Here is a 20,067-nt window from a genome sequence, read left to right as displayed (position 1 = left end):
TGCAATTCCGGTCCAGGTGATCAGGTGACCGCACATGAATGACCTACAGCTCGACGACTTCAAGACCGACGAGGAAAAGGGCGCGATGGTCCTGCTGGTGGACGATCAGGCCATGATCGGCGAAGCCGTGCGCCGCGGGTTGGCGAACGAAGAGAACATCGATTTCCACTTTTGCGCCGACCCGCACCAGGCCATTGCCCAGGCGGTGCGCATCAAGCCGACCGTGATACTCCAGGACCTGGTCATGCCCGGTCTCGATGGCCTGAGCCTGGTGCGCGAATACCGTAACCACCCGGCCACCAGGGACATCCCGATCATTGTCCTGTCGACCAAGGAAGATCCGCTGATCAAGAGCGCGGCGTTCGCGGCCGGGGCCAACGATTACCTGGTCAAGTTGCCGGACAACATCGAGCTGGTGGCGCGTATCCGCTATCACTCGCGTTCCTACCTGACCCTGTTGCAACGGGACGCCGCCTACCGGGCGCTGCGGGTCAGTCAACAGCAATTGCTCGACACCAACCTGGTGCTGCAACGCCTGATGAACTCGGACGGCCTGACCGGCCTGTCGAATCGCCGTCACTTCGATGAATACCTGGAGCTGGAGTGGCGCCGCTCACTGCGTGACCAGAGCCAGTTGTCGCTGCTGATGATCGATGTGGATTACTTCAAGTCCTACAACGACAGCTTCGGCCATCTGGAGGGCGACGAAGCCCTGCGCAAGGTCGCCACGGCCATCCGTGACGCCAGCGCCCGACCTTCGGACCTGCCGGCCCGTTACGGCGGCGAAGAGTTTGCGCTGGTGCTGCCCAACACCTCGCAGGGCGGTGCCCGCCTGGTGGCGGAAAAACTGCGCCAGACCGTCGCCGCGCTGAAGATCCCGCACATTGCACCGGCCGAAGGCTCGAGCCTGACCATCAGCATCGGCCTGTCGACCATCACCCCGCAACCCGGCAGCGATTGCCGGCAGTTGATCCTGGCGGCGGACAAGGGGCTGTACCTGGCGAAGAACAACGGGCGTAACCAGGTGGGGATTGCCTGACCCCGGCGGCTCCGGCCGCCTGCCCGCAGGAGCGAAGGTCGTCGGCGATGACGTCGGCAACTGGACGCCCCGTGGTGCGCTGTCGACTCTCGGGAGCAAGCTCGCTCCTGCCGGCGGCGATCAGTATCGGCATGGCTTTTCAGCCAGGCGGGCTGCCGTGACAGTCTGATTACGTTATACTCGCCGGCTTTCAAAAGTTCGCCTACGAGTGCTGCCCGCCATGGAAATCAATCCGATCCTGAACACTATCAAGGACTTGTCCGAGCGCTCCGAAACCATTCGGGGGTATCTTTGACTACGATCAAAAGCATGAGCGTCTGACCGAGGTCAATCGCGAGCTTGAAGATCCGAGTGTCTGGAACAAACCTGAGTACGCCCAGGAGCTGGGCCGCGAGCGCTCTGCGCTGGCGCAGATCGTCGAGACCCTGGACGAATTGTCCGGTGGCCTGGCCGATTGCCGCGACCTGCTCGACATGGCCGTCGAAGAGAACGACGAAGGCGCCGTGAGCGACGTGGTCGCCGAGTTGGCCCGCCTGGAGGAAAACCTCGCCAAGCTGGAATTCCGTCGCATGTTCAGCGGCGAGATGGATGCGAACAACGCCTACCTGGACATCCAGGCCGGCTCCGGTGGTACCGAAGCCCAGGACTGGGCCAACATCCTGCTGCGCATGTACCTGCGCTGGGCGGACAAGCGCGGCTTCGATGCGACCATCATGGAGCTGTCGGCCGGTGAAGTCGCCGGTATCAAGGGTGCCACCGTGCACATCAAGGGCGAATACGCCTTCGGCTGGCTGCGCACCGAGATCGGCGTGCACCGTCTGGTGCGCAAGAGCCCGTTCGACTCCGGCAACCGTCGCCATACGTCGTTCTCCGCGGTGTTCGTCTCCCCGGAAATCGACGACAAGGTGGAAATCGAGATCAACCCGGCGGACCTGCGCATCGATACCTATCGCTCGTCCGGTGCCGGTGGTCAGCACGTCAACACCACCGACTCGGCCGTACGGATCACCCACGTACCGACCAACACCGTGGTCAGCTGCCAGAACGAACGTTCCCAGCACGCCAACAAGGACACCGCCATGAAAATGCTGCGGGCCCGGTTGTACGAGCAGGAAATCCAGAAGCGCAACGCCGCTTCCCAGGCCCTGGAAGACAGCAAGTCCGACATCGGCTGGGGTCATCAGATTCGCTCTTACGTACTCGATGCCTCGCGGATCAAGGATCTGCGCACTAACATCGAACGCAGCGACTGTGACAAGGTGCTCGACGGCGACATCGACGAATACCTGGAAGCCAGCCTGAAGTCCGGACTGTAAAAAACATGCAACGCCGGATCGCCTGAAACATCGCGATCCTCTGTGGGAGCGGCCTTGCCCGCGATCCCCAGGCCGCAGGCCTGGGGACAACGAACCTGTGATGGAATTTTTAAAGACATGAGCGACCTAGAACTCGACCCGCAAGCCCTGCAACAGGAAGAAAACTCCCTGATCGCCCTGCGCAAGGAAAAGCTGGCTGCCGAGCGCGCCAAGGGCAACGCCTTCCCGAACGACTTCCGCCGTGACAACTACTGCGAAGACTTGCAGAAACAGTACGCGGACAAGACCAAGGAAGAGCTCGCAGAGGCTGCAATCCCGGTCAAGGTTGCCGGTCGCATCATGCTCAACCGTGGCTCGTTCATGGTGATCCAGGACATGTCCGGTCGCATCCAGGTCTACGTCAACCGCAAGACCCTGTCCGAAGAAACCCTGGCTGCGGTGAAAACCTGGGACCTGGGCGACATCATCGCCGCCGAAGGCACCCTGGCCCGTTCCGGCAAGGGTGACCTGTACGTTGAAATGACCAACGTGCGCCTGCTGACCAAATCCCTGCGCCCGCTGCCGGACAAGCACCACGGCCTGTCCGACACCGAACAGCGTTATCGCCAGCGTTACGTTGACCTGATCGTCAACGAAGACGTGCGTCAGACCTTCCGCGTGCGCTCGCAAGTGATCGCGCACATCCGCAGCTTCCTGATGAAGCGCGACTTCCTCGAAGTCGAGACGCCGATGCTGCAGACCATTCCCGGCGGTGCCGCGGCCAAGCCGTTCGAAACCCACCACAACGCGCTGGACATGGAAATGTTCCTGCGTATCGCCCCGGAGCTGTACCTCAAGCGCCTGGTGGTCGGTGGTTTTGAAAAGGTCTTCGAGATCAACCGCAACTTCCGCAACGAAGGCGTTTCGACGCGTCACAACCCTGAATTCACCATGTTGGAGTTCTACCAGGCGTACGCCGACTACGAAGACAACATGGACCTGACCGAAGAACTGTTCCGCGAGCTGGCGCAGCTGGTGCTCGGGACGACCGACGTGCCGTACGGCGACAAGGTGTTCCACTTCGGCGAGCCGTTTGCGCGTCTGTCGGTGTTCGACTCGATCCTCAAGTACAACCCCGAGCTGACCGCTGACGACCTCAACGACATCGACAAGGCCCGTGCCATCGCCAAGAAGGCCGGTGCCAAGGTGCTGGGTTTCGAAGGCCTGGGCAAGCTGCAGGTGATGATTTTCGAAGAGCTGGTCGAGCACAAGCTGGAGCAGCCGCACTTCATCACCCAGTACCCGTTCGAAGTGTCGCCGCTGGCCCGCCGCAACGACGACAACCCGAACGTCACCGACCGTTTCGAGCTGTTCATCGGTGGTCGTGAAATCGCCAACGCCTACTCCGAGTTGAATGACGCGGAAGACCAGGCCGAGCGTTTCATGGCACAGGTGGCCGACAAGGACGCCGGCGACGACGAAGCCATGCACTACGACGCCGACTTCGTTCGCGCGCTGGAGTACGGCATGCCGCCAACGGCCGGCGAAGGCATCGGCATCGACCGTCTGGTGATGCTGCTGACCAACTCCCCGTCGATCCGCGACGTGATCCTGTTCCCGCACATGCGGCCGCAAGCGTAAATGTTTCAACTAAAAAGCCGCCTGAAATGGGCGGCTTTTTATTGCCTGTCTGGTACAAACGTATCAATTGGTTACTTTTGAAGTAGAGAGGAATTCCGGTTGTGAATGGCGCAAGGGCTCAAGAAGGTGCAGCGGATATCGCCACTGCGGTCGCTGAAAGTGTTCAGTACCAAGGGCGCAAGGCCAGCCGCCAGGGCAGCGAGCAGCGTCGGCAGGAGATTCTCGATGCGGCCATGCGCATTGTCGTGCGCGAGGGCGTACGGGCGGTGCGCCATCGTGCGGTCGCTGCCGAGGCCGGTGTGCCGCTGTCGGCCACCACCTACTATTTCAAGGACATCGACGACCTGCTCACCGACACGTTCGCCCAGTACGTGGAGCGCAGCGCGGCGTTCATGGCCAAGTTGTGGGTGAACAACGAAGGTCTGTTGCGCGAGATGGTGGTCAGTGGCGACGGCAGCCCTGCATCACGCTCGCAACTGGCGGACGATATAGCGCGGTTGATGGCCGATTATGTTCACCGTCAGTTGATCAACCGTCGCGAGCATCTGATGGCCGAGCAGGCGTTCCGTCAGGAGGCGCTGCTGAACCCGCGCCTCGCCGAGCTGGTGCGCTCGCACCAGCAGATTCTCCTGCAGGGTTCGTGTCAGTTGTTCCAGGTGCTGGGCTCGCGTGAGCCCCTGCAGGATGCCAAAGTGTTGACGGCGATTATCGGACGGATGGAATATCAGGGCCTGCTCAACGACGCCGGGCCTGAGGCCGAAACCGAGATGCTCGGCATACTTACACGTTATATGCATTTGGTGCTGGCTTCGGTTTAATCCCGGATCCATGTGGGAGCGAGCCTGCTCGCGATAGCGTTCTCATGTTCGACTATCGTTGCCTGACACTCATCGCGAGCAGGCTCGCTCCCACAGGTGCTCGATGTTCGCTTGGGCGAAAAGGGTTTTATAGGGAGTATTGGATGAAAGCCTGGCGTGTGGTCGTGATTGCCTTGTCGTTCCTGCTGCTCAGTGGCTGCCTGGTGACTTTCAAGCAGCCGCTGCCCACGAACGACCCCGCGCCCAAGGGTTTGCTCGGCCAGTGGACCAGCACCAATGCCTGGGGCGAGCCGATGAGCCTGGAGCTGACGCGCACGGGCGACAATCGCTACCAGGCCGTCAGCTACTTCAAGTCCCGGCCCAGGGAGCGCGAAGCCTATCCCTTCACCGTTTCGCGCCACGGCAGCCGCTGGTACCTGTCGGCGAAGGTGCCGGCGCAGTTCGGCGGGCATTTCACCATTGCCGGGTTCGAGATTACCGACAAGCATGAGCTGGTGGTGTACAACCTCGACCTCGAACAGATCAAGCAGGCCATGGCGCAGAAGGTCCTCAGCGGCGAAGGGTTCCAGACCGACGATGGCGACGGGGTGCTGATCGACACCGGCATGGACCAGGTCTTCGCCTACCTCGACGATCCGGCCAACAGCGATGTGTTCGTCGAGGCGGTGCGCTACCAGCGTCAGGCCAAGACCCATTAAACCCAGCACGCAACGGTTTTTCTACAGGAGTTTCGGGTGGACGATTACCAGCAGACGATCCGTGTTTTGTCCGATCGCATAGTCCTGGCACAGACGCCGATCCGCGTCCTCGATGCGGTGAAGTGGGACGAGAACATTCGCAAGGGTTTCCTCAAGGCCAAGGGCAAGGAAATGCCGGCGGTGGACCGCGATTACTACCTCAATCGGCCGCTGTCCTTCGATTCCAGCAAGGTGAAACTGGAATTCCAGAACATCGAGCGCGACATCACCCGTCAGCTCGGCCAGTTCAACCCGGTCGGCCAGATCATGCGGCGCATGTGCAAGGAGTACCGCATGGTCGTGCGCATGCTCGAGGCCCGGGGCACCGAGGATTTCGGACTGATTTCCCAGGAGCTGTACGGTGCGGCGTCCGATGCGTTTCACGCCGGCGACCCGACCCTGTCCGACCTGGGCCTGATGCTTTCCGATTACCTCAACAACATCGATGGCCGGGGCGACCTCAAGGACGAACCGAAAATCCTCACCGCCAAGGACGCCGTGCATCTGTTGCAAACCCGCTTGAGCAAGGTGTTTGGCGAGGCCGAGGAAACCATCCGGGTATTCGAATCCGACGGGATTGTCGCGGATGCGGCGGCGGGTGCGGACTACATCAAGATCCGCACCGACGCGATGTTCAACGAACGTGACGTGCGCGCCCTGGAAGTCCACGAAGGGTTGGTGCACGTAGGGACGACGCTCAATGGGTTGAACCAGCCGATCTGCACCTTCCTGTCCAAGGGCCCGCCCTCGTCGACGGTGACCCAGGAAGGCCTGGCGATCCTCATGGAAATCATCACCTTCGCCTCCTACCCCAGCCGCCTGCGCAAGCTGACCAATCGCACCCGGGCGATTCACATGGTGGAGGAGGGCGCGGACTTCCTGCAGATCTTCGAGTTCTTCCGTGAGCAGGGCTTCGAAATGGCGGAAAGCTATGGCAACGCCAGTCGGGTGTTCCGTGGCTCGGTGCCCAACGGCCTGCCATTTACCAAAGACTTGTCCTACCTCAAGGGCTTTATCATGGTTTACAACTACATTCAGTTGGCCGTGCGCAAAGGCAAGCTCGAGCAGGTGCCGCTGCTGTTCTGCGGCAAGACCACGCTGGAGGACATGCGAACCTTGCGCCAGTTGGTCGATGAAGGCCTGGTGGTGCCGCCCAAGTATTTGCCGGAACAGTTCCGCGACATGAACGCGTTGTCGGCGTGGATGTGCTTCTCCAACTTCCTCAACCACCTGAGTCTGGACCGGATCGAAGCGGATTACTCCAACATCCTATGAGCCGGGTCATATGCCCTCTGTGGGAGCGAGCCTGCTCGCGATAGCGGTTCAACGCTCGACAAGAGTGTTGCCTGACACACGGCTATCGCGAGCAGGCTCGCTCCCACAGTTGATCCTGTTTCAACTCACATTTCTGCGAGGTTCCAAACGGATGAGAATCCTCGGCATCATCTGCCTCCTCCTGACCCTGAACGGTTGCAGCTCGCTGCTGTTCTACCCCGAGCCCGGCCAGTTGTTCACCCCGGAAAAGGCCCATCTCGAATACCGCGATGTCACGCTTGCCACCGCCGACGGCGTGAAGCTGCACGGCTGGTGGCTGCCGGCGAAAAAAGGCGTGGAGGTCAAGGGCACGGTGCTGCACCTGCACGGCAACGGCGGCAATCTGCCGATGCACCTGGGTGGCAGCTGGTGGTTGCCGGAGGAGGGCTATCAGGTATTGCTGATCGACTATCGCGGTTATGGCTTGTCGGAAGGCGAGCCGAGCCTGCCGGCGATTTACCAGGACATCGATGCCGCATTCAAGTGGCTCGACCAGGCGCCCGAGGTTCAGGGCAAACCCCTGATCCTGCTCGGCCAGAGCCTGGGTGGATCGATGGCGGTGCACTATCTGGTCCAGCACCCCGAACGGCAGAAACAGCTCAAGGCGTTCGTCCTCGACGGCGTGCCCGCCAGTTACCGCAGTGTCGGCCAGTTTGCGCTGAGTCATTCGTGGTTGACCTGGGCCTTTCAGGTGCCCCTGTCGTGGCTGGTGCCGGACGGCGACAGCGCGATCCACTCCATGGCACGACTCGACGGCGTGCCCAAACTGATCTACCACAGCATCGACGATCCGATCGTGCCTCTTTCCAACGGCATCCGACTGTATCAAGCTGCGCCGCCGCCACGGGTGCTGCAACTGACCCGGGGCGGGCATGTGCAGACCTTCGCCGATCCGGTGTGGCGCACGGTCATGCTGCGTTACCTGGATGATCCGCAGCACTTCAACGGCCTGCGCCGCCTGGGTGAAATCCCCAATTACCCGGCCCCTTCAAAAGATGAACCACCAGAGAGCCCGCAATGAGTGAAGAACGTAACGCCATCCCGCTGATCATCACCGGTATCTGCACCATCCTCGGCACTGTCGGGGCGCTGTGGTGGTACGGCTACCTGCATTTCGCCAAGCCTGAGGATGCGTTGCTGCTTAGCGACTTCACCATGCTCAAGACCGTTCCGGGCGAAGATTACAAAATCTCGCTGCAACCGGCCGCGCAAGTGGCCCAGTGCATCGATGGCGTGCTGGTGATGTTCGACACCGAACAGAAAGGCTTGACCGGGGTGCTGGTCAACAACAAGAAACAGGCCGTGCGCTGCATGGGCCAGGAAACGCCGCAGAAGCTGGAGCCTTGAAAGTCTTCTTCCAACACCGATAAAAAATGTGGGAGCGGGCTTGCTCGCGAAGGCGATGTGTCAGAAACATGAATGCTGACTGACACTACGAATTCGCGAGCAAGCCCGCTCCCACAGGGTGTTGTGTTACCGATTAGAGCTTAGTTAGCACTCACCGCCGAACGCGGCACCACCGGCTGGTTGTCGTTGGAAATGGTCACTTCCACCCGACGATTCATCGCCCGGCCCGACACCGTGGAGTTCTCCGCTACCGGGTATTCCTTGCCGTAGCCCTGGGCGACGATGCGCGCAGGATCGACGCCCATCTTCACCAGTGCGGTGCGTACGGAACCGGCGCGGCGCTCGGACAGCGACTGGTTGTGCGCTGCGGTGCCGGTGCTGTCGGTGTAGCCTTCGACGATCACTTTGCGATCGGGATTTTCCTGAAGGTACTGGGCCAGCTTGTTGATGTTCACCAGGCCGCTGGATTTCAGGTCAGCCCGGTCGGTGGCGAACAGCACATCGCCGAAAGTCACCAGCGTGCCGCGATCGGTCTGCTTGGCGTTCAGGCTGTCCTGCAGTTGCTTGATCTGCGCATCGCGAGCATCCAGGCGGGCCTGGGCGCGTTGGGCGGCGGCGTTTTTCAGATTGGCTTCGGCGGTGCGCAGGGCGATGGTCTGTTTCGCCACTTCGACACGCTGGTTGGTCAGGTAGGCCAACTGGTCGACCTTGCTTTCGTCTTCGCGGTCCAGATAGGCCTTGTCGGCCTTGTCGAGATAATCGCTGGCGTCCTTGGTTTCCAGTGCCGCGACTTTGCTCGCCTGCGGGTTGGCCTGCAGGCCGCTGTAGTTGGTACGGGCCTGTTCAAGGTTGGCGTTAGGCGGCGTGGAGCAGGCCGCCAGTGCAACGCTCGCAGCCAGCAGGGCAGGGATCATCAATTGATTGCGCTTCATGGTTTCGTCCTTTTAAGTCGAGTAAGAAATACGTCGCAGCGGCGCTTATTGCACGGTGCGCTGGCTTTCCTGACGCAGTTCCTGAACCCCTTTCTGAGAGTCCTTCACCGCCTGTTCGGCCTTGACGGCCTGGGCCTTGCGTTCGGCTACACGAGCATCCCATTCGGCTTGCTCGGCGAGCATGCGTGCCTGGTCATACTTTTTGTCGTGCATGGCGATTTCGGCTTGTTTGAGCTTGTCCTGGGCCGCCTTCATTTCAACCGCAGCGAACTCGGTGCCGCCGGCGCTGACGGCGTTGTTCACTGCCGACTCGGTCACGGCGTATTGCTCGGTGGGCGGGTTACCGGCGCAACCGGCCAGGATGACGCTACTGCCGATGGCCAGCGCGGCCAGCTTGAGGCTGCGCAGGTGATTGAACGAGGACTTCGCGGTGCTGGTTTTCATGGTCTTCAACTCCATTGGAATTACTCCTGAACAACTGAAATCCATCCTGGGCAAGGAGCCGCCACTCACGAGTTTCGAGACATTTCAAAACGGCCGTCCCAGGCGTGGTTACTGGTTACGACCGAAGGCTTTTTTTAAAAGTTCAGAGAAGATGGCCTTTCGCCCGAAAAAACTTTGACCGAATGGACAAGGCTCTAACGCGGGAACTTTGGCGGTGTGGCGGGGTATTGCACGCCAGCTGTCGGCACGAGGAAAATGCATTGCGATGGCTTTCAGGTACCCCTGTGGGAGCGGGCTTGCTCGCGAAAGCGGTGTTCCATTCAGCGAATGCGCTGACTGTGAAATCGCTTTCGCGAGCAAGCCCGCTCCCACAGGTCATGCAGAAAAATCAATGCTTCTGCTTGTCCTCACCCGATGACAGATCGTGCAGGTGCCGACGGGACAAGGCGAGAAAGCGCGGGGTCGGGCCGACGTCTTCGTACAAGGGATCGCCCTCTTCGTCGGTGGCGACGACGGTCGAGCCCTTGACGTACGGGAAGCTTTTTTCCAGCTCCTCGAGGGCGGCACCGATCAGTTCGCCGAGCAGTTCCTCGGGGTGGCGTTTGGGGTACATGTCGATGATCGCTGCCAGGCGTGCGGCGGATTCCACGTCCAGATGAATCGAGTAACCGGTATCGGTCAGGTGGCCCTTGGCGGTTTCTTCCCAATGCTGGGCAAGCTCGCGGATTTTCATAAAAACCTCATTGCGCGCCTGCTCGTGGCAGGCCGGTAAGTGTCCGGTCGTGACCGGCGTAAGCCGCTGTACGGCTTACTCTTCAGACTAGCTTCTGCGCTCAGGGTTTAAAGTCCCTTCGTCGTCTGCTTGTAAGAAGTGCCTGACGGCGGCACTCTTTGTTCACAAGGCAGCTCATTCCAAGACCCCTGGATTTTTCGCTGGAGAACGGCTGATGACCGATATCGATGCACGCTTGCGCGAAGACGTTCACCTGTTGGGTGAACTGTTGGGCAACACCATTCGTGAGCAGTACGGGGATGGTTTTCTCGACAAGATCGAGCAGATCCGCAAGGGCGCCAAGGCCGACCGTCGCGGTTCCATGGACGAGGAGTTGAGCGCCAGCCTCAACCAGTTGAGCGAAGACGAGTTGCTGCCAGTGGCGCGGGCGTTCAACCAGTTTCTCAACCTGGCCAATATCGCCGAGCAATATCAGCTGATTCATCGTCGCGAGGCCTCGCAACCGGCACCGTTCGAAGCGCGGGTGCTGCCCGAGCTGCTCGCCCGCCTGCTCGCCGAAGGGCACGGCAAAGAGTCCCTGGCGCGGCAATTGGGCCGGGTGGAAATCGAGCTGGTGCTCACGGCGCACCCCACCGAAGTCGCGCGTCGCACACTGATCCAGAAGTACGACGCCATCGCCGCGCAACTCGCCGCCCAGGATCATCGTGACCTGACCGGCGCCGAGCGTGAACAGATTCAAGCGAAATTGCAGCGGCTGATCGCCGAAGCGTGGCACACCGAAGAGATCCGCCGCACCCGCCCGACGCCGGTGGACGAAGCCAAATGGGGTTTCGCGGTGATCGAGCATTCGCTGTGGCACGCCATCCCGAACTACCTGCGCAAAGCCGACAAAGCCCTGCAGGACGCCACCGGCCTGCGCCTGCCACTGGAGGCCGCGCCGATTCGCTTTGCCTCGTGGATGGGCGGCGACCGTGACGGCAACCCCAACGTGACCGCCGCCGTAACCCGTGAAGTGCTGCTGCTGGCACGCTGGATGGCCGCTGACCTGTACGTGCGCGATATCGACCAGCTCGCCGCCGAACTGTCGATGCAGCAGGCCAGCGACGCGCTGCGGGCCAAGGCCGGGGACAGCGCCGAACCTTATCGGGCGGTGCTCAAGCAACTGCGCGAGCGCCTGCGCGCCACGCGCAACTGGGCGCATGCCGCCCTGACGGCCGCCACCCCGGCACCCGCCGATGTGTTGCAGAACAACCGTGATCTGCTCGAACCGCTGGAACTCTGCTACCAGTCGCTGCATGAATGCGGCATGGGCGTGATTGCCGATGGCCCGCTGCTCGATTGCCTGCGACGGGCGGTGACGTTCGGTTTGTTCCTGGTGCGCCTGGATGTGCGCCAGGATTCGTCCCGACACTCGGCGGCGATGACTGAAATCACCGATTACCTTGGCCTCGGTCGCTATGAAGACTGGAGCGAAGAGGAGCGCATCGCCTTCCTGATGCGCGAGCTGAACAACCGCCGACCGTTGCTGCCGGCGCATTTCAAACCCTCGGCCGACACCGCCGAAGTGCTCGCCACGTGCCGCGAAGTCGCCGCTGCGCCGGGGGCTTCGCTGGGTTCCTACGTGATCTCCATGGCCGGCGCCGCCTCCGACGTGCTCGCCGTGCAGCTGCTGCTCAAGGAAGCCGGCGTGCTGCGGCCGATGCGCGTGGTGCCACTGTTCGAGACCCTCGCCGATCTCGACAACGCCGGCCCGGTGATTGAAAAGCTGTTGCTGCTGCCGGGTTACCGGGCGCGCCTGCAGGGGCCGCAGGAAGTGATGATCGGCTATTCCGACTCGGCCAAGGACGCCGGCACTACTGCGGCGGCGTGGGCGCAATACCGGGCGCAGGAGCGTCTGGTCGACATCTGCCGCGAGCAACAAGTGGAGCTGCTGTTGTTCCACGGTCGCGGCGGCACCGTGGGCCGTGGTGGCGGCCCGGCGCACGCGGCGATTCTGTCGCAGCCTCCCGGATCGGTCGCCGGACGTTTCCGTACCACCGAGCAGGGCGAAATGATTCGTTTCAAATTCGGCCTGCCGGACATCGCCGAACAGAACCTCAACCTGTACCTCGCGGCGGTGCTCGAAGCGACCTTGCTGCCACCACCGCCGCCGCAGCCTGCCTGGCGACATCTGATGGACGAATTGGCAGCAGACGGAGTCAGCGCCTACCGCGCCGTGGTGCGGGAAAACCCGCAGTTCGTCGAGTATTTCCGCCAGTCCACCCCCGAGCAGGAGTTGGGACGCCTGCCGCTGGGCAGTCGCCCGGCCAAGCGTCGCGCCGGCGGAATCGAAAGCCTGCGGGCGATTCCGTGGATTTTCGGTTGGACCCAGACCCGCTTGATGCTGCCGGCCTGGCTCGGCTGGGAAGCGGCGCTGAGCAAGGCGCTGGAGCGCGGTGAAGGCGAACTGCTGGGGCAGATGCGTGAGCAGTGGCCGTTCTTCCGCACGCGCATCGACATGCTGGAGATGGTGCTGGCCAAGGCCGACGCGGATATCGCCCGCTCTTATGACGAGCGCCTGGTCGAGCCGGACCTGCTGCCTTTGGGTGCGCACTTACGCGACCTATTGTCGCAGGCATGCTCGGTGGTTCTCGGATTGACCGGTCAGTCGCAGCTACTGGCACATAGCCCGGATACCTTGGAATTCATCCGTCTGCGCAACACCTACCTCGACCCGCTTCATCTATTGCAGGCCGAGTTGCTGGCCCGTTCGCGAGGCCAGGAAGTGGCGCAGGACAGCCCGGTGGAGCAGGCGCTGCTGGTGTCTGTGGCGGGGATTGCCGCCGGTTTGCGTAATACCGGCTAGAGTTTTTGCCGTGGGGACAGGCATCCGGTGCAGGCACCGGGTGCCGTTGTCGGGCGCGTCAGAAAGTTCGGCCAGGCGACAGTTACTGATGGGGTTGCGACTTGGGGAACCGCGCCAAAAGGACGCAGGAGGCGGCGGTTTCTCCGACTTTCGGCGGCTTGTGTGGGCGCAGCCTGCTGTGTATCTTGATCAGCCTTTGGCCGTTTGGGCGGTCACGACCCTATTTTTGAGATTGGCCCCACGAGGCGAATCTGACGTTATCCATATAAAAAATTGAGGAGCACATCGATGCGCGTCATTCTGCTGGGAGCTCCCGGGGCCGGTAAAGGTACTCAGGCTAAGTTCATTACCGAGAAATTCGGCATTCCGCAAATCTCCACCGGCGACATGCTGCGTGCGGCGGTCAAGGCCGGCACCGAGCTGGGGATCAAGGCCAAGAGCATCATGGATGCCGGCGGCCTGGTGTCCGATGACCTGATCATTGCACTGGTCAAGGACCGCATCGCTCAGGCCGACTGCGCCAAGGGTTTCCTGTTCGACGGTTTCCCGCGCACCATTCCCCAGGCCGAAGCCCTGGTGACGGCGGGTGTGGAGCTGGATGCGGTGGTGGAAATCGCCGTTGAAGACGAAGAGATCGTCCAGCGTATTGCCGGTCGCCGCGTACACGAGGCCAGCGGCCGCGTTTACCACGTCGTCTACAACCCGCCGAAAGTGGCTGGCAAGGACGACATCACCGGTGAAGAGCTGGTGCAGCGCAAGGACGACACCGAAGAAACCGTGCGTCACCGCCTGTCGGTCTACCATTCGCAGACCAAACCGCTGGTGGATTTCTACCAGAAACTGTCCGCTGCCAATGGCAAGCCGAAGTACAGCCATATCGAAGGCGTCGGTTCGGTTGAAGCGATCACGGCCAAGGTGCTGGCAGCCCTTAGCTGAAAAGTCTGATCCGCTGCATCATCCACGGCCCGCTTGCGGGCCGTAGTTGTTTATACTGGCGCACTTTTTTCTGACTCTCTTTTACGGATACATCGATGAGCACCTTGCTGGCCCTGGACACCGCGACCGAAGCTTGCTCCGTTGCCTTGCTGCATGACGGCAAAGTGACGAGCCATTACGAGGTGATCCCGCGCCTGCATGCGCAGAAGCTGTTGCCGATGATCCAGCAATTGCTTGCCGACGCCGGAACCACGCTGCAAGCGGTGGATGCCATTGCGTTCGGGCGTGGGCCGGGCGCCTTTACCGGTGTGCGCATCGCCATCGGCGTGGTGCAGGGCCTGGCGTTTGCGCTGGATCGCCCGGTGTTGCCGGTGTCGAACCTGGCAGTGCTGGCGCAGCGGGCCTGCCGCGAGCACGGCGTGAGCCAGGTCGCCTCCGCCATCGATGCACGGATGGATGAAGTGTATTGGGGTTGCTACCGCGAAACGGCGGGGGAGATGCGACTGGTCGGGCACGAAGCCGTATTGCCGCCGGAGATGGCGGCGTTGCCGACCGATGCCAGCGGTGACTGGTTCGGTGCCGGTACCGGTTGGGGTTACGGCGAGCGCATTGCCGTGAACCTCAGCGGCCAGGATGCGGGCCTGCTGCCCCACGCCGAAGACCTGCTGACCCTCGCCCGATTTGCCTGGGAACGCGGCGAGGCGATCGTGGCGGACGAGGCGCAGCCGGTTTATCTGCGCGACAAGGTGGCGACGCCCAAGGCGCGCTGACCCCGGTAATCGAGGCGGTACCCTCGCGAGCAGGCTCGCTCCCACATGGATTTCGTATTCACCTGTGGGAGCGAGCCTGCTCGCGATGACTTTCTTTGGATGTAACCAATCGTCGTTTTATAGCCTGGACTTTTAAACCTTTTCGCTTTTCTGTGTTCTAGTTATCACTCGGCGGTTTGCGAAGTGTGCGAGGTGCCACTAGACTGCCATCATTGATCCCGAGCATGACATTATGCGCATAGACGGCCTTTCCTCTCAGTCCTACCCCCTCAAGCGCAAGCCTCGCAAAGGGCGTGTGGTCGAGGATGAGTCCGTCGATATCGAGGGTGAGCTGGAAATCCCGTCCGAGGAGCAAATGGCTGCCCGTGCCGCCAAAGCCTCCGCGCAACGCCTGAGCAATCTGCCTGCCCGTCAGCAAGACATGATCTACCATCGCGCCATGAGCAAAAGCGTCGCGATGGCCCTGGCCAGCTACCTCAGCACGGCGGGTTTCGTCGATTGGGATGCGGATGTGTTGGGCCTCGACCTGTACATCTGATGCAGCTGCCTTACTTCGTTGGCTGCCCGTCCTGGAGTGAAAACGCCTGGCGCGATTACCTCTATCCGCAGGACGCGAAATCTTCCGATTTTCTCGATCTCTATTCCCGTGTCTTCAATGCCGTGGAAGGCAATACCACCTTCTATGCGAGCCCGTCCGCCAGCACCGTGCAGCGCTGGGCCGAGATCATGCCCGAGCACTTCCGTTTCACCGCCAAGTTCCCGGGTGACATCAGCCATGGCGGTGACCTGCGCGATCAGTTGACCGCCACCGAGACCTTCCTGCAATTGCTCAGCCCCTTGGGTGAGCGGGTGTCGCCGTTGTGGTTGCAGTTGTCGAAAAGCTTTACACCGCAGCGCCTGCCTGAACTGGCGGGTTTTATCGACGCGGTGGACCGGCCGCTGGCCATCGAAGTGCGGCACGATGATTTCTTCGCCAAGGGCGATGCCGAGCGCCGCCTCAACCGGTTGCTGCTGGACCGTGGCGTGGAACGCATCTGTCTCGACCCGCGGGCGTTGTTCAGTTGCACCTCGACCGAGCCTTCGGTCCTGCACGCCCAATCGAAGAAACCCCGGGTCCCGCCCCGTCCCGCTGCCTTCACCCAGTGGCCGCAGGTGCGCTTCATCGGCCATCCGCAACTGGAAGCCAACGATCCGTTCCTGGTGCCCTGGGTGGAAAAAATCGCCCTGTGGATCGAAGAGGGCCGCACGCCCTACATCTTTCTGCACACCGCCGACAACCTGCTGGCGGCGAAGCTGGCACAGCGTTTTCATGCACAGCTGATGCTGCGTTTGCCTGGCCTGCCGCCGCTGCCTGAGCTATACAGAGAGCCCGCCGTCGAGCAACTCGGCCTGCTCTGAGGCGGATTTTTTCCCCCTTTTCAGGAGCCTGCCAATGGATGCGCAAACCCTTCGAGCCCAGGCGTTCAAAGCGCTGCACGAACGCCCCGGGGCTTTTGTCATTCCCAACCCTTGGGACGCCGGCTCGGCGAAAATCCTCGCCAGCCTGGGTTTCGAAGCGCTGGCCACCACCAGTGCCGGGTACGCTTTTTCCCGGGCGCGCCCCGATGGCGGACTGAGTCTGGAGGACACCCTGGAAAACGTACGGGCCATCGTTGCCGCGACCGACCTGCCGGTGGCGGTCGATCTGGAAAACGGTTTTGCCGACGACCCGGCCGAATGCGCGCAAAGCATTCTGCGGGCCGCCGCCGCAGGGGCTGTCGGTGGCTCGATCGAAGATGCGACAGGCCGTGAAGGCTCGCCGATCTACTGCTTCGACCATGCGGTGGCCAGGATCGAGGCCGCTGTGGCCGCCGCCCGCAGCTTGCCATTCCCGTTCATGCTGACGGCGCGAGCCGAGAACTTCCTGCACGGCAATCCCGATCTGAATGACACCCTTCGCCGCTTGCAGGCCTTTGCCGAAGCGGGCGCCGACGTGCTCTACGCGCCGGGGCTGCGCAATGCCGAAGACGTGTTGGCGGTGGTGCGCGCCGTAGCGCCCAAACCGGTCAACGTGCTGATGTCCGGAGGGTTGAAACTGACGGTCGAGCAACTGAGCGAGATGGGCGTCAAACGCATCAGTGTCGGTTCGGCGCTGGCGTTGGCGGCGCTGGGCGAGTTCTATCGTGCAGCCGAAGAGATCAAGTCCTCGGGCACGTTCACTTTCACGTCGCGGTCCATGCCGTATGCGCAGGCCAATCAACTGTTCAAAGGCTGACGATGGGGTTCTTGCGCGGGTTGCTGGTGCTGGTGCTGATGGTCGGTGCGGCGGGTGTGAGTATCTGGCGTGGCTGGGTCTCGTTGCCGCCGCAGTGGAATCCGTGGGCGCCGCTGGACGTCAGGGCCGAGCCGAACCTGTTGACCCGCTACAAACTGATGCGCCTGCGTGATGATCCGCAACTGTGTGCACAAGCCCTGGGCAGTTCCGGCTTGCGTGTCACGCCCCAGGCCGACAGCCCTGATGCCAAGTGCCCGTTGATCGACGCCTGGCGCGTGCAGGGTGGCGAGGTGGCCCTGAGCAGCAGCTTTCTGGCCAGTTGCCGGCTGGCAGTATCCTTTGCCCTGTTCGAACGGCATGCGTTGCAGCCCGCGGCCCAGGCGGTCTACGGGCAAGCGGTCAGCCGGGTCGATCACCTGGGCAGTTTTGCCTGTCGCAACGTCTACGGTCGCGAGAGTGGCCGGCTCAGCCAGCATGCCTCGGCGAACGCTTTGGACATCGCCGGTTTTCGTCTGGTCGACGGTCGCTCGATCAGCGTGCTCAAGGACTGGCCGAAGGACAATCAGGATGCACGTTTTCTACGCCAGGTTCGCGACGCGGCCTGCGACATGTTCAGTGTGGTGTTGAGCCCCGACTACAACGCCGCCCATCGCAATCACTTCCACCTGGATGTGGGTGGCTGGTCGCTGTGTCGCTGAGGTTCAGGCCGCGATGCGCAGGTTCTGCAGGACGATCGGGCGAGCCCAGCCGATATCGAAGTCGAAGTTTTTCTGCTGTTCGGCCAGCTCTTCAGGCGGGTAGGGCGGGAAGGGCTTGTCCAGCAGGTCCAGTTCGAACTCGGCAATCGGCAAGTGCAATGGGCGCGGTTGCGGCGCCGCGCCGGGTACCGGCAGCGCCTGACCGTTGGCCAGCACGATAGGGCGAACCCAGCCGCTTTCGAAATTCTGCTGTTTCTGTTGCGCGACGATTTCGTCGGCCGGGAACGGCGGGAACGGTTTGTCGGCCAGGTCCATTTCGAACTCGGCGATCGGCAGGAACAAAGGCTCCGGTGGTTTCACCTCGGTGTCTTTCACGTCGCATTCGCGCTGAGAAATGATGTGCGCCAGCAGTTCGCTGCCAACCGTGGGCTCAACCGGGCTTTCGAGATCGACCGGTGGAAAATCGAGAGAAGCCGGCACGACATCGCCCGACTGATCGGCCAGTGCCTGGGCAAAAAAATCTTGCCACAGATGACTGACGCCGCTCAGTGCCTGGGAGTTTTTCAGGCCAAAATCGCCGTAGGGCGAAATGTAGCCTATCGATGTGCGTTGAATCTCTGACATTTCTCTCGGTCCAGGCTCAGCTCTGGCAAAATGCTCGTTAGTTTTGTTATCGGCCGTTTTTGCCGATCATTAATTTTTTGAGCGTGTTTTCCTATGTTTGAGCAACCGGCGGCTTGCCGCATCCATGTCGAGGCCCTGGACACGGCGTTTCAGCCCCAGGCCGAGCAATGGGCCGAGCGCCTGGGCCTGCCATTGCAGGTGATTGATGCAGAGTTTGCCTTGCAGGTCGGCGCGCAGGGGTTGCAGTTGCAACAGCTGGGCCCGGAGGCACCGGGACCGGTGCGGGTGGACTTCGTCGAGGGTGGCGCGGCCCATCGCCGTTTGTTCGGCGGCGGCACCGGGCAGATGATCGCCAAGGCGGTGGGCATTGCCCAGGGCGTGCGCCCGCGTGTGCTGGACGCAACGGCCGGGTTGGGCAAGGATGCGTTCGTGCTGGCGAGCCTGGGCTGCGAGATGAGCCTGATCGAGCGCCAGCCATTGATCGGTGCCCTGCTGGAGGATGGCCTGGCACGGGGCGCCGAAGATTTCGACGTGGCACCGATCGTGGCGCGGATGCACCTGCTCAAGGGCAACTCGATCGACCTCATGCGCAACTGGGAAGGCGAGCCGCCGCAGGTGATCTACCTCGACCCGATGTTCCCCCACCGTGAGAAAACCGCGCTGGTGAAGAAGGAAATGCGTTTGTTCCGGCCGCTGGTGGGGGACGATCCGGATGCACCGGCCTTGCTCGAAGCCGCGTTGGCCCTGGCCAGTCACCGTGTGGTGGTCAAGCGCCCGCGCAAGGCACCGTGCATTGCCGGGCCCAAACCCAGCCATGCGCTGGACGGCAAATCCAGCCGATATGACATTTATCCGAAGAAGGCGCTCAAGCCTTAAGACCGTGTCGCCACCCTTCGCGAGCAAGCTCGCTTCCACAGGGGATCGGTGTGGGAGCGAGCCTGCTCGGGATTGATCTTCAGGTCGCCACCGGCCGATAAGCCCGCATAAACAACCCCACCACCTCGCGCACATGCGCCTCTGCCGCCTCTCCGGTCAGCGGCTCGCCGCAGCCGTACAGCAAGCGAAAATTCGCCGCCCCCTTGAGCAGGCAAAAAAAGTGCTCCGCTGCATTGCGCGGTTTGTCGATGCTCAGGGCGCCGCTCTGATCGACCTTGCTCAACAGGCGCTCCATGCCATTGAGCATGCGTTGCGGCCCGGCCTCGAAAAATATCTGTGAGAGTTTCGGATCCTGGCTGCCCAGCGCCATGATCAGGCGATGCAGGTTCACCGATTCGTCGCTATTGATCAGCACATGAAAGCCACGGGCGATGTTCAGCAGCACCGTTTCCACCGCCACGCCCTCGGGCAACTCAAAAAAAAGTGTTGGCAGTTGCTCTTCACATTTGGACTCCACCGCCGCAGAGAACAGCGTCTCCTTGTCGTTGAAATGGCTATAGACGGTCAACTTCGACACGCCCGCTTCGGCCGCCACCGCATCCATGCTGGTATTCGCATATCCATTGCTCAGAAACAGGGTTTTCGCCGCATCGAGGATGGCTTGGCGCTTGGCCAGATCCTTGGGGCGGCCCGGACCATTGGAGACTGAGAGATTGTTCGACATTCTTCGCTTTTATTACTGGACTGGTGAGTTTGCTATTAAT

At 61.7% G+C, this 20,067-nt stretch carries 21 protein-coding genes; 16 read left to right on the top strand and 5 right to left on the bottom strand.

Annotated features, from left to right (window positions below; translation table 11 throughout):
* Nucleotides 1-34 precede the first annotated feature (34 nt).
* The 8 genes from ACM6IM_RS25800 (at nt 35) to ACM6IM_RS25765 (ending at nt 8,191) form a co-directional block, all read left to right on the top strand.
* Nucleotides 35-1,039 (top strand): diguanylate cyclase domain-containing protein, encoded by a 1,005-nt coding sequence (locus ACM6IM_RS25800; RefSeq protein WP_414866664.1) that lies wholly within the window; start codon nt 35-37, stop codon nt 1,037-1,039.
* A 220-nt stretch (nt 1,040-1,259) separates the two neighbouring features.
* Nucleotides 1,260-2,355, top strand: a protein-coding gene (gene prfB / locus ACM6IM_RS25795; RefSeq protein ID WP_192302561.1) for a peptide chain release factor 2 whose coding sequence is annotated in 2 segments (ribosomal slippage) — nt 1,260-1,331 and nt 1,333-2,355 — 1,095 coding nt in all. Because the reading frame shifts where the segments join, the coding sequence is not laid out codon by codon here.
* Nucleotides 2,356-2,472: 117 nt separating this feature from the next.
* A complete protein-coding gene (gene lysS / locus ACM6IM_RS25790; RefSeq protein WP_192302560.1) occupies nt 2,473-3,975 on the top strand; it encodes a lysine--tRNA ligase in 1,503 nt (500 codons plus the stop codon).
* 101 nt (nt 3,976-4,076) lie between these two features.
* Nucleotides 4,077-4,793, top strand: a complete 717-nt coding sequence (locus ACM6IM_RS25785) for a TetR family transcriptional regulator (protein ID WP_201195356.1) — start codon at nt 4,077-4,079, stop codon at nt 4,791-4,793.
* A 143-nt stretch (nt 4,794-4,936) separates the two neighbouring features.
* Nucleotides 4,937-5,491 (top strand): hypothetical protein, encoded by a 555-nt coding sequence (locus ACM6IM_RS25780; RefSeq protein ID WP_414866663.1) that lies wholly within the window; start codon nt 4,937-4,939, stop codon nt 5,489-5,491.
* A 36-nt stretch (nt 5,492-5,527) separates the two neighbouring features.
* The gene (locus ACM6IM_RS25775) at nt 5,528-6,805 is read left to right on the top strand and encodes a flavohemoglobin expression-modulating QEGLA motif protein (protein WP_192302557.1); all 1,278 of its coding nucleotides are present in this window, start codon (nt 5,528-5,530) and stop codon (nt 6,803-6,805) included.
* A 151-nt stretch (nt 6,806-6,956) separates the two neighbouring features.
* Nucleotides 6,957-7,865 carry an alpha/beta hydrolase gene (locus ACM6IM_RS25770; RefSeq protein WP_414866662.1) on the top strand — a complete coding sequence of 303 codons (909 nt, stop codon included), beginning with the start codon at nt 6,957-6,959 and terminating at the stop codon, nt 7,863-7,865.
* Nucleotides 7,862-8,191 carry a hypothetical protein gene (locus tag ACM6IM_RS25765; protein ID WP_192302555.1) on the top strand — a complete coding sequence of 110 codons (330 nt, stop codon included), beginning with the start codon at nt 7,862-7,864 and terminating at the stop codon, nt 8,189-8,191. Before ACM6IM_RS25770 ends, ACM6IM_RS25765 begins: the two co-directional genes overlap by 4 nt.
* A 140-nt stretch (nt 8,192-8,331) precedes the next feature.
* Here ACM6IM_RS25765 and ACM6IM_RS25760 read toward each other — a convergent pair whose 3' ends face one another.
* The 3 genes from ACM6IM_RS25760 to ACM6IM_RS25750 form a co-directional block, all read right to left on the bottom strand.
* Nucleotides 8,332-9,123: an OmpA family protein gene (locus ACM6IM_RS25760; protein ID WP_414866661.1), complete on the bottom strand. Its 792-nt coding sequence runs from the start codon at nt 9,121-9,123 to the stop codon at nt 8,332-8,334.
* A 45-nt stretch (nt 9,124-9,168) separates the two neighbouring features.
* Entirely contained in the window at nt 9,169-9,582 is a 414-nt protein-coding gene (locus ACM6IM_RS25755) for a DUF4398 domain-containing protein (RefSeq protein WP_192302553.1), read from the bottom strand.
* A 373-nt stretch (nt 9,583-9,955) separates the two neighbouring features.
* Entirely contained in the window at nt 9,956-10,300 is a 345-nt protein-coding gene (locus ACM6IM_RS25750; RefSeq protein ID WP_192302552.1) for a pilin assembly protein, read from the bottom strand.
* A gap of 214 nt (nt 10,301-10,514) precedes the next feature.
* Here ACM6IM_RS25750 and ppc point away from each other — a divergent pair, with 214 nt between their 5' ends.
* The 7 genes from ppc (at nt 10,515) to ACM6IM_RS25715 (ending at nt 17,803) form a co-directional block, all read left to right on the top strand.
* Complete coding sequence (gene ppc / locus ACM6IM_RS25745; protein ID WP_414866660.1) at nt 10,515-13,145, top strand: phosphoenolpyruvate carboxylase; 2,631 nt, start codon at nt 10,515-10,517, stop codon at nt 13,143-13,145.
* Nucleotides 13,146-13,433: 288 nt separating this feature from the next.
* Nucleotides 13,434-14,081: an adenylate kinase gene (adk, locus tag ACM6IM_RS25740; RefSeq protein ID WP_192302550.1), complete on the top strand. Its 648-nt coding sequence runs from the start codon at nt 13,434-13,436 to the stop codon at nt 14,079-14,081.
* Between the two features lie 95 nt (nt 14,082-14,176).
* Entirely contained in the window at nt 14,177-14,851 is a 675-nt protein-coding gene (gene tsaB, locus ACM6IM_RS25735) for a tRNA (adenosine(37)-N6)-threonylcarbamoyltransferase complex dimerization subunit type 1 TsaB (RefSeq protein ID WP_414866659.1), read from the top strand.
* Nucleotides 14,852-15,083: 232 nt separating this feature from the next.
* Nucleotides 15,084-15,389, top strand: a complete 306-nt coding sequence (locus ACM6IM_RS25730; RefSeq protein WP_192302548.1) for a hypothetical protein — start codon at nt 15,084-15,086, stop codon at nt 15,387-15,389.
* Nucleotides 15,389-16,249: a DUF72 domain-containing protein gene (locus ACM6IM_RS25725; protein ID WP_414866658.1), complete on the top strand. Its 861-nt coding sequence runs from the start codon at nt 15,389-15,391 to the stop codon at nt 16,247-16,249. The genes ACM6IM_RS25730 and ACM6IM_RS25725 overlap by 1 nt, the downstream gene beginning before the upstream one ends.
* Nucleotides 16,250-16,283: 34 nt before the next feature.
* Entirely contained in the window at nt 16,284-17,105 is an 822-nt protein-coding gene (locus ACM6IM_RS25720) for an isocitrate lyase/PEP mutase family protein (RefSeq protein ID WP_414866657.1), read from the top strand.
* Between the two features lie 2 nt (nt 17,106-17,107).
* Nucleotides 17,108-17,803 carry an extensin family protein gene (locus tag ACM6IM_RS25715; RefSeq protein ID WP_414866656.1) on the top strand — a complete coding sequence of 232 codons (696 nt, stop codon included), beginning with the start codon at nt 17,108-17,110 and terminating at the stop codon, nt 17,801-17,803.
* A 3-nt stretch (nt 17,804-17,806) separates the two neighbouring features.
* Here the strand turns inward: ACM6IM_RS25715 and ACM6IM_RS25710 are convergent, their stop codons facing one another.
* On the bottom strand, nt 17,807-18,427 hold the full coding sequence (locus ACM6IM_RS25710; protein ID WP_414866655.1) for an energy transducer TonB: 621 nt from the start codon (nt 18,425-18,427) through the stop codon (nt 17,807-17,809).
* Nucleotides 18,428-18,520: 93 nt separating this feature from the next.
* Between ACM6IM_RS25710 and ACM6IM_RS25705 the strand changes: the two genes are divergently transcribed.
* Nucleotides 18,521-19,303: a class I SAM-dependent methyltransferase gene (locus ACM6IM_RS25705; RefSeq protein ID WP_192302543.1), complete on the top strand. Its 783-nt coding sequence runs from the start codon at nt 18,521-18,523 to the stop codon at nt 19,301-19,303.
* A gap of 79 nt (nt 19,304-19,382) precedes the next feature.
* Here ACM6IM_RS25705 and ACM6IM_RS25700 read toward each other — a convergent pair whose 3' ends face one another.
* Nucleotides 19,383-20,027 (bottom strand): TetR/AcrR family transcriptional regulator, encoded by a 645-nt coding sequence (locus ACM6IM_RS25700; protein WP_414866654.1) that lies wholly within the window; start codon nt 20,025-20,027, stop codon nt 19,383-19,385.
* Between the last annotated feature and the right edge of the window lie 40 nt (nt 20,028-20,067).

This window comes from Pseudomonas sp. IT-P12 (assembly GCF_949767465.1).
In the GTDB taxonomy this organism is placed as follows: Bacteria; Pseudomonadota; Gammaproteobacteria; order Pseudomonadales; family Pseudomonadaceae; genus Aquipseudomonas.
The sequence above is the reverse complement of the archived record's forward strand: the minus strand, read 5'-3'. Positions and strand labels throughout refer to the sequence as shown.

Bases quoted from the DNA above. Each gene is read 5' to 3' on its own strand.
- ACM6IM_RS25770 (WP_414866662.1), top strand. From the start codon at position 6,957: ATGAGAATCCTCGGCATCATCTGCCTCCTCCTGACCCTGAACGGTTGC.
- ACM6IM_RS25760 (WP_414866661.1), bottom strand. From the start codon at position 9,123: ATGAAGCGCAATCAATTGATGATCCCTGCCCTGCTGGCTGCGAGCGTT.
- ACM6IM_RS25710 (WP_414866655.1), bottom strand. From the start codon at position 18,427: ATGTCAGAGATTCAACGCACATCGATAGGCTACATTTCGCCCTACGGC.
- ACM6IM_RS25705 (WP_192302543.1), top strand. From the start codon at position 18,521: ATGTTTGAGCAACCGGCGGCTTGCCGCATCCATGTCGAGGCCCTGGAC.
- adk (WP_192302550.1), top strand. From the start codon at position 13,434: ATGCGCGTCATTCTGCTGGGAGCTCCCGGGGCCGGTAAAGGTACTCAG.
- ACM6IM_RS25700 (WP_414866654.1), bottom strand. From the start codon at position 20,027: ATGTCGAACAATCTCTCAGTCTCCAATGGTCCGGGCCGCCCCAAGGAT.
- ppc (WP_414866660.1), top strand. From the start codon at position 10,515: ATGACCGATATCGATGCACGCTTGCGCGAAGACGTTCACCTGTTGGGT.
- ACM6IM_RS25780 (WP_414866663.1), top strand. From the start codon at position 4,937: ATGAAAGCCTGGCGTGTGGTCGTGATTGCCTTGTCGTTCCTGCTGCTC.
- ACM6IM_RS25730 (WP_192302548.1), top strand. From the start codon at position 15,084: ATGCGCATAGACGGCCTTTCCTCTCAGTCCTACCCCCTCAAGCGCAAG.
- ACM6IM_RS25715 (WP_414866656.1), top strand. From the start codon at position 17,108: ATGGGGTTCTTGCGCGGGTTGCTGGTGCTGGTGCTGATGGTCGGTGCG.
- ACM6IM_RS25755 (WP_192302553.1), bottom strand. From the start codon at position 9,582: ATGGAGTTGAAGACCATGAAAACCAGCACCGCGAAGTCCTCGTTCAAT.
- lysS (WP_192302560.1), top strand. From the start codon at position 2,473: ATGAGCGACCTAGAACTCGACCCGCAAGCCCTGCAACAGGAAGAAAAC.
- ACM6IM_RS25720 (WP_414866657.1), top strand. From the start codon at position 16,284: ATGGATGCGCAAACCCTTCGAGCCCAGGCGTTCAAAGCGCTGCACGAA.
- ACM6IM_RS25765 (WP_192302555.1), top strand. From the start codon at position 7,862: ATGAGTGAAGAACGTAACGCCATCCCGCTGATCATCACCGGTATCTGC.
- ACM6IM_RS25750 (WP_192302552.1), bottom strand. From the start codon at position 10,300: ATGAAAATCCGCGAGCTTGCCCAGCATTGGGAAGAAACCGCCAAGGGC.
- ACM6IM_RS25800 (WP_414866664.1), top strand. From the start codon at position 35: ATGAATGACCTACAGCTCGACGACTTCAAGACCGACGAGGAAAAGGGC.
- tsaB (WP_414866659.1), top strand. From the start codon at position 14,177: ATGAGCACCTTGCTGGCCCTGGACACCGCGACCGAAGCTTGCTCCGTT.
- ACM6IM_RS25725 (WP_414866658.1), top strand. From the start codon at position 15,389: ATGCAGCTGCCTTACTTCGTTGGCTGCCCGTCCTGGAGTGAAAACGCC.